The 6527-nt window shown below is 63.5% G+C and carries 6 protein-coding genes; 2 read left to right on the top strand and 4 right to left on the bottom strand.

Going from position 1 to position 6527, the window contains the following annotated elements:
- Positions 1-798, top strand: a 798-nt coding sequence (locus A9X03_RS26095; protein ID WP_369831416.1) for a glycosyltransferase, incomplete at its 5' end; no start/stop codon positions are given.
- Positions 799-849: 51 nt separating this feature from the next.
- On the opposite strand, the gene A9X03_RS26100 is transcribed toward A9X03_RS26095, so the two are convergent.
- Positions 850-1959 carry an acyltransferase gene (locus A9X03_RS26100; protein ID WP_068263717.1) on the bottom strand — a complete coding sequence of 370 codons (1110 nt, stop codon included), beginning with the start codon at positions 1957-1959 and terminating at the stop codon, positions 850-852.
- Between the two features lie 231 nt (positions 1960-2190).
- On the opposite strand from A9X03_RS26100, the gene A9X03_RS26105 reads away from it, so the two are divergent.
- The gene (locus A9X03_RS26105; RefSeq protein WP_369831418.1) at positions 2191-3198 is read left to right on the top strand and encodes a Gfo/Idh/MocA family protein; all 1008 of its coding nucleotides are present in this window, start codon (positions 2191-2193) and stop codon (positions 3196-3198) included.
- A gap of 49 nt (positions 3199-3247) precedes the next feature.
- On the opposite strand, the gene A9X03_RS26110 is transcribed toward A9X03_RS26105, so the two are convergent.
- The 3 genes from A9X03_RS26110 to A9X03_RS26120 form a co-directional block, all read right to left on the bottom strand.
- The gene (locus A9X03_RS26110; protein WP_068263723.1) at positions 3248-4888 is read right to left on the bottom strand and encodes a GMC oxidoreductase; all 1641 of its coding nucleotides are present in this window, start codon (positions 4886-4888) and stop codon (positions 3248-3250) included.
- Positions 4889-5091: 203 nt separating this feature from the next.
- Positions 5092-5997 (bottom strand): class I SAM-dependent methyltransferase, encoded by a 906-nt coding sequence (locus tag A9X03_RS26115; protein WP_067887142.1) that lies wholly within the window; start codon positions 5995-5997, stop codon positions 5092-5094.
- Positions 5998-6219: 222 nt separating this feature from the next.
- Positions 6220-6527: glycosyltransferase (locus tag A9X03_RS26120; RefSeq protein ID WP_369831417.1), on the bottom strand; the 308-nt coding region annotated here is incomplete at its 5' end.

Consider the following 6527-nt stretch of genomic DNA (forward strand, 5'->3'; position numbering starts at 1 on the left):
CGCGCGTCGATGACCGCATTCGACTGGTTCGGTTGGCGCCTCAACAAGAAGGTCGAGGACGCGCAGCGCCGTGAACTAGGGCTGCCGAAGATCAGGGGCGCGTCGGCGCGGCGCATCGCCGAAAGCGGATCACTCGAGATACAGGCCTACGACGAGGTTTGCTTCCCCGGGCTAGCGGCCGAATGGCGGAAGTGGGACGGTCAGCGGCCCTTCGTCGGTGCACTGACGATGGCGATGTCCACCGAGGCCGACACCGACGTCGCGTCGTGGATCGCCGCGGGAACCCCGCCGATTTGCTTCGGCTTCGGCAGTATGCCGGTGGAATCGCCGGCCGACGCGATCGACATGATCAGCGCCGCCTGCGCCGAGCTGGGCGAGCGCGCGCTGATCTGCGCCGGTTGGAGCGACTTCAGTGACGTTTCCCACGGCGACCACGTCAAGGTGGTGGGCGGCGTGAATTATGCGGCCGTCTTTCCCGCCTGCCGGGCAGTCGTCCACCACGGCGGTTCGGGCACCACGGCTGCGGCTCTGCGTGCCGGCGTTCCGTCGATGATCCTGTGGACGGCCGGCGATCAACCGCATTGGGGTGCCCAGCTCAAGCGGCTGAAAGTCGGTACCACTCGGCGCTTTTCGACCACAACCACCGAAACCTTGGTCACCGACTTGCGTCAGATCCTCGAACCCGACTACGCAGTGCGAGCCCGTGACCTCGCCGCCCGGATGACAGACCCGGCTGAAAGCGTTGCGAAAGCTGTTGATGTGCTCGAAAAGTTCGCCAGCGCAAGGCGTTTAGTCTGAAGATCGCCCGGATGGCCCGGCGCCGGTCAACGGCCCGCGCGCGGGAAGCGGTCATCCGCCGGGCGCGTCTCTCCCGTCGTCCGACCTGACCTCGACCTGGGCGGGTGGATCGGTCGCGGCAGAGGTGCTCGGCCGCTTGAAGCGGGATTTGAGCGATAGCGCCCGCTTTTCCACCAGGAACCAACTCAGCGCCGCCACCGGAAGGGTGGCCGCCATCGCGACAACGAAAAACACGACCGGATGCAACCACGTGAGGCCGCACACCGCCAGCAGCTGCTGCATCGGGAACGCATAGATGTACATGCCATAGGACAGATCAGTGCGTAGTTGCAATCGCTTGTTCTTAAGCAGCGCCCCGGAGACGACGACGGCGTACGCCAGCGGAAGGCCGGCCACCACTCGATAATCCGGCAGCTGGCTGGACGCGAGGACTATGGCGACGCAGACGGCGACGAGCGACCAGCGAGCGGGGATCACGTCGCGCCATTGGTACAGGAGCGCCCCGGAGGCGAACATGATTGCGGAACGGCAGAGGAGCTGCGGGATGGTCCATACTCCCGGAAAGGTCAGGGGTGGTAGCAACATCGCCCCGATCACAGCGAGTACGAGCATCGCGGGGGAAACCCACCTGCGATTGGCGAGGCCGACGACGCCGATAACTGCAACCGCCAGGTAGCACATCACTTCCCAGATGAGGGACCACAGCGAGGCGTTCCAATTTGCTCCGCCCGGCGTTCCGTGCGGTGTCGGGCCGACATTCGGGTGCAGGTAGGCCAACGCGGCGTTTTGCACGACGTAATCGATCGGATCGCGGGAGGCCAGCAGCTTTCCCGCCGCACCGCCCTGGATCGCCAGGCTCAGTGGTGCGAACAGGTATGCGGTGACGATCAGGCAGACGTAGAAACCGGGGAGGATTCGCAGAGCTCGAGCCAGCAGGTAGTCACGAAGTTGCGGGTCGTTCAGCCAGCTTCGGGAGATGAGAAATCCCGAGATCGCAAAAAACCCGTCGACACCTATCGCGAACATAAGCTTGGTGGCAGCGGCGGGAGGCATATGACCCGTGATCGGCCATGAGTGGAACAGCATCACTTCGGTTGCCAGGGCTAGCCGGAACGCGTTCAGCGCATTATTTCGCGGGCTGAACACTTCCCCCAGCTTCATGTGACTCCGTCCATCGTCCCCCGGTGCGCGTTGTCGGCGCCATCGTATATCGCGACGGTGTTGATCACTGTTGCTTTGAGCGCTCTTGGCGAGTCGGTCGGGGCGGGCAAGCGACGCGGCGGCGGCCGTGCTCACTGAACTGGCTTGCAGAGGCCTGACTGGGGTGACGGCCCGCAACGAGGCGGTGGCCGGCGCCATTTAACGCTCCGGGGCAAGAACCCGGGTGCTAGCATCCGGGTCGTGTCTGAAGAAGGTGCACGGCTGCGGATCGGTGTCCTCGGCGCAGCCCGCATCGCTCCGCTCGCGCTTATCAACCCGGCACGGGAAAGCGCCGAGGTGGTGGTCGCGGCGGTGGCAGCTCGCGAGGTATCTCGTGCCCAAGCCTTCGCCGCCGAGCACGGCATTCCTCGAGTGCACGGCAGTTATGAGGCGCTCGTCGCGGACCCAGATGTGGACGCCATCTACAACCCTCTCCCAAATGGTTTGCACGGCAGGTGGACTCGAGCCGCAATCGCGGCGGGAAAGCATGTGCTGTGCGAAAAGCCATTCAGCGCCAATGCCGCTGAAGCGCGCGAAGTCGCGGGACAGGCCGCCCAATCAGACCGAGTCGTGATGGAGGCCTTTCACTATCGCTACCATCCCTTGACCCTGCGAGTTGAAGAGATCATCGCCTCCGGGGAACTGGGACAGCTGAAGCGGGTGGAGGCGGCCATCTGCTTTCCGTTGCCGAAGTTTTCCGATATCCGCTACAACTACTCCCTTGCCGGTGGTGCGACGATGGACGCCGGATGCTATGCGGTCGACATAATCCGCACGTTCGGCGGTTCGACACCCGAAGTTGTTTCGGCACAGGCGAAGCTGCGCGATTCCAAAGTGGACCGTGCCATGACCGCCCGGCTTCGCTTTCCAAACGGAATCGAGGGGCGGGTCCGTTGCTCGATGTGGTCGTGGGATCTTTTCCAGTTGAGCGCCAAGGTCGTTGGCGATCGCGGGGAAGTGCGCGTTCTCAATCCCGTGATGCCGCAAGCTTTCCATCGGCTCTCGGTCAAATCAGCGGACGGCAAACGAGTCGAGCGCTTCTCGCGCCGCCCCTCCTATGCGTATCAACTCGACGCATTCGCCGCGGCGGCGCTGCGCGGGGAGCCCATCAAGACGACACCGGAAGGCGCCGTCGAGAACATGAGCGTCATCGACGCCATCTACCGCGCCGCCGGCCTCCCGCTCCGCGAGCCCGCCTGAGCTGACCGGTCCACCTGGCCGGGACGGCAGGAAACACGGATTGAAAAGCTCAGCTGGCGAAGTGCGCCTGATTCAGGTGTTCGCCCACCCGCAAGGCGTTTGCCGCGATGGTCAAGCTGGGATTCAAACCGCCGCTGGTGGGAAAGAATGAGCTGTCGACCACGTATAGGTTTTCGACTTCGTGCGCCCTGTTGTACGGGTCCAGCACGCTGGTCTTGGGATCGGTGCCGAAGCGGCATGTCCCGCAGACGTGCGCCACGGCTTTGTTGTCCTCGGCACCTCGCAACGTGATCTTGCGGAAGGGTTCCAGCACCCCTTTCAACTGCTCCAAAAAGATTGCGCGGCGCTCGATCTCGCTCTCGTGAAGGCGGTACTGAAGTTTCAGCCGCTGACGCCCGTCGGCGGTCGGCCGATCGTCGGGTAGGACACGGTTGTCCAGATACGGGAGGTCCTCCATGATCGTCGCGAGGACCAGCCCGCCGTTGAAGAACCGCTCATAGACTTGGCGCACCGCCGGTTTCATGAGCCGAAGTGCCGCCGGCCGCCATCCGGGAGCATTGGTCAAAATCTCCATGGGTGCCATGGGGCCGAAAGATTGCACGGTGCCGTACTTCTGCCCTTCCCAGAAGTAGAAGTCGTTCAACCCGATCTCCTTGTTTGCGGCTGTGGTCCTGGAACCGCGCTGCGGCCAGATCTCCACCAAGTCGACAAGGTGACGCATCAGGTTGCGGCCCACCCAATCCGAGCCGTTGGCCAGTCCGCGCGGCCAATCGGCTGAACGGGAATTGAGCAACAGCACCGGCGTGACCAGCGCGCCGGCCGCAAGCACCACCAGTTTGGCCTTCAGGGACACCGTGCCGGAGCGATGCTCGCAGATCACTCGACGGACCTGCTTTCGGTCCGCGTCGAGACGAAGGACCCGGCATTCCGGCAGCAGCTTCGCACCGTGCTCGGCGACCGCCGGTAAGACGCAGTTGCGTGCGCTGTCGTTCTTGCACGACTGGTGGCACAGATAGCTTTGGCACGTCGTGCAACCCGAGGTGTAGTCACAGGCCATCGGTAGGTGGTAGGGGTGCAAGCCACGGCTCGTCAGGTACTCGACAAGCGGCTGGTTGTCGGCCGAAAAGGGCGGCGCCGCAGGCAGATCAGGGTCGGCGGCACCCGGTCGCAGCGGATCCGGCTGGCCCCGAACCCCGAACAGCCTTTCGGCCGCCGAGTACCACGGGCGCATCTCGTCGTAGGCGATCGGCCAGGCGTCCGGCACGGTCGAATCGCCGGGGTTTCGGAAGTGCTGCCGAGGGGTGAAATCCTGAGCGAAAAACCGCTCGCACACCATGCCGTAGAGGGCCGACGAGCCACCCGTGCCGGCGCCCAAAAAGGGCACGAATCGTTGGGGAGAGCGCCCACTGATGTCTTCGATCTCGTCGGTCGAGCGTCCGGACCTGGTCAGCACGTCGAAGTAGGTGTCGGTGGAGCGGCAAGCCTGCGGATGGGACACTTCGGGCATTGATGAGCGGACCGTCTCGGGCGCCCCCGGAAGGGTTGAACGGCCCTTCTCGACGAATAGCACCTTTCGGCCCGCGCGGGCGAGCGAGTAGCCCAGGGTGCCGCCGCCCATGCCGGTCCCAACGATGATCGCGTCCCACTCGACGCGTTCCGCCTCGCGCGCGTCTAACTCGCCGTCGGCCAAAATCGAGTCCTCAGTGCGTAATTGCCCAAATTTTGCCCCCGTGTGGGCGACCCCGACAGTATCATCCCCGGCTTGGACTGAGGGCCGTTTGTTCGTTTAGGTCACAAGGCGCGAGGGTGAGAACGTGCGCCGACCCATCGGTGACCCGTTGTCAATCGAACGCAGGCACGTCCGGTGTTATTCGGCGCGCGAGCGCCCCTTACCTAGCCGAGCGAGTGTTGATGCGCTTGTTCCGGCTGGTGGTTGGAATTGGGGGTCGATTGGGTGACCGCAACAGCTTCGGCGGGGTGGTTGACCCAGTCCGCGAGACCGTCATCGAACGCCGCCTTCTTCTGCAGAATGATCTGATACTGGGCGTGCAGAACTTTGTATTCCCCCGCGTGGTATTTCAGGAACTGGTGGATCGCCCACGCGGTGTTTGCCCGTGGCCGCGGGTAGGCCGGCCACATGACATCGTCGAAAATCATCATTCCGCCCTGCTTCAACAGGCGCCACGAGTTGAGTGAATCCACTATTGCGTCATCGGCGAAGTGCGACCCATCGACATAAATCAGATCGAACTCCTGCTTTTCATCGATGAGCTGGGGCAAGACGGACAGCGATGAGCCCTTCCGCTTTGTTACCCGACCCGGGGCCGAGGACACGTTGTGATCGAAGCGCGCCTCGAGGTCTCGCAAGTCCGACGTGGCGTGGTAGTGCCATTCGTCGCTGCCCGCCCAGTGGTCAACAGCGGTCATGTGCCCTTGTGTGAAGTACGTCAGGAAAAAGAGCGTCGAACGCCCCTCCCAAGATCCGATTTCGAGAATGCGTATCGGGTCAGCGCGCTTGAAGACTTTCGGAAAGGTGACGGACCAAGGCACGATGTTCATGTCGAACCACCGCTCTTGGAATTGACCCTTCGCCGCCTGCTCTTCGAATGCCGCGCGAACCTCGGCCAGGTGTTTGGCCGTGCCGGATAGAACGCCCAGCTTTACCAGGCGGTAGTGAATGATGTCCGTGAGATAGTGCCAGACCACACCCGGACGCGTTCCCCCGATCCACCAGAAAAATAGAAATGTGAGGGTTCGGGCGGTCCAACGAAACTTCGGTTCGGTCGTTTGGCTGGTCATGTTTCCCTTGGTCTTGTTGCTGGAAGGCCGATGCAGTCTTGTCTCAGGGCTCAAGACGAGCAGCTAACCCCCCGGAAGGTTCGGCGAGCTCGTAGAGCACGGTTGTTGGATACTAACAGCCGCCGCTCACGGGGCGGGGCGGTTTGGCTCGGCCCACCAGACCCCGCCGGGGCCAGGCGCCATCTCGGGCACCTGGCAAAACGGTGGTCACGCGCACCGCCGTCAAGCTGATTGCCTTGACCGGGCGAAGCTCTCCACCAAATCGGCGGCCTTCTCGACGCTTTCAGCGGGTGTCGTCATCCGGGTGGCCAGCTCGCGGGCGCGGGCCGCATATTTCGGGTCGAGGATTCGGCGCAGGTCCTTGACCAAGGATTGGCGGGTGGTCTTCGAGAAGCGGCGGGTGGTACCCACCTTCAATCGCTTCACCCGGGCGCCCCACAGTGTCTGATTCACATCCATCGAGAGGATCAGGGTGGGGACCCCGGCGCGCATGCTAGCGGCTGTGGTGCCCGAACCGCCGTGGTGGACGA

Source organism: Mycobacterium sp. E1715, from assembly GCF_001667625.1.
Taxonomy (GTDB): Bacteria; Actinomycetota; Actinomycetes; order Mycobacteriales; family Mycobacteriaceae; genus Mycobacterium.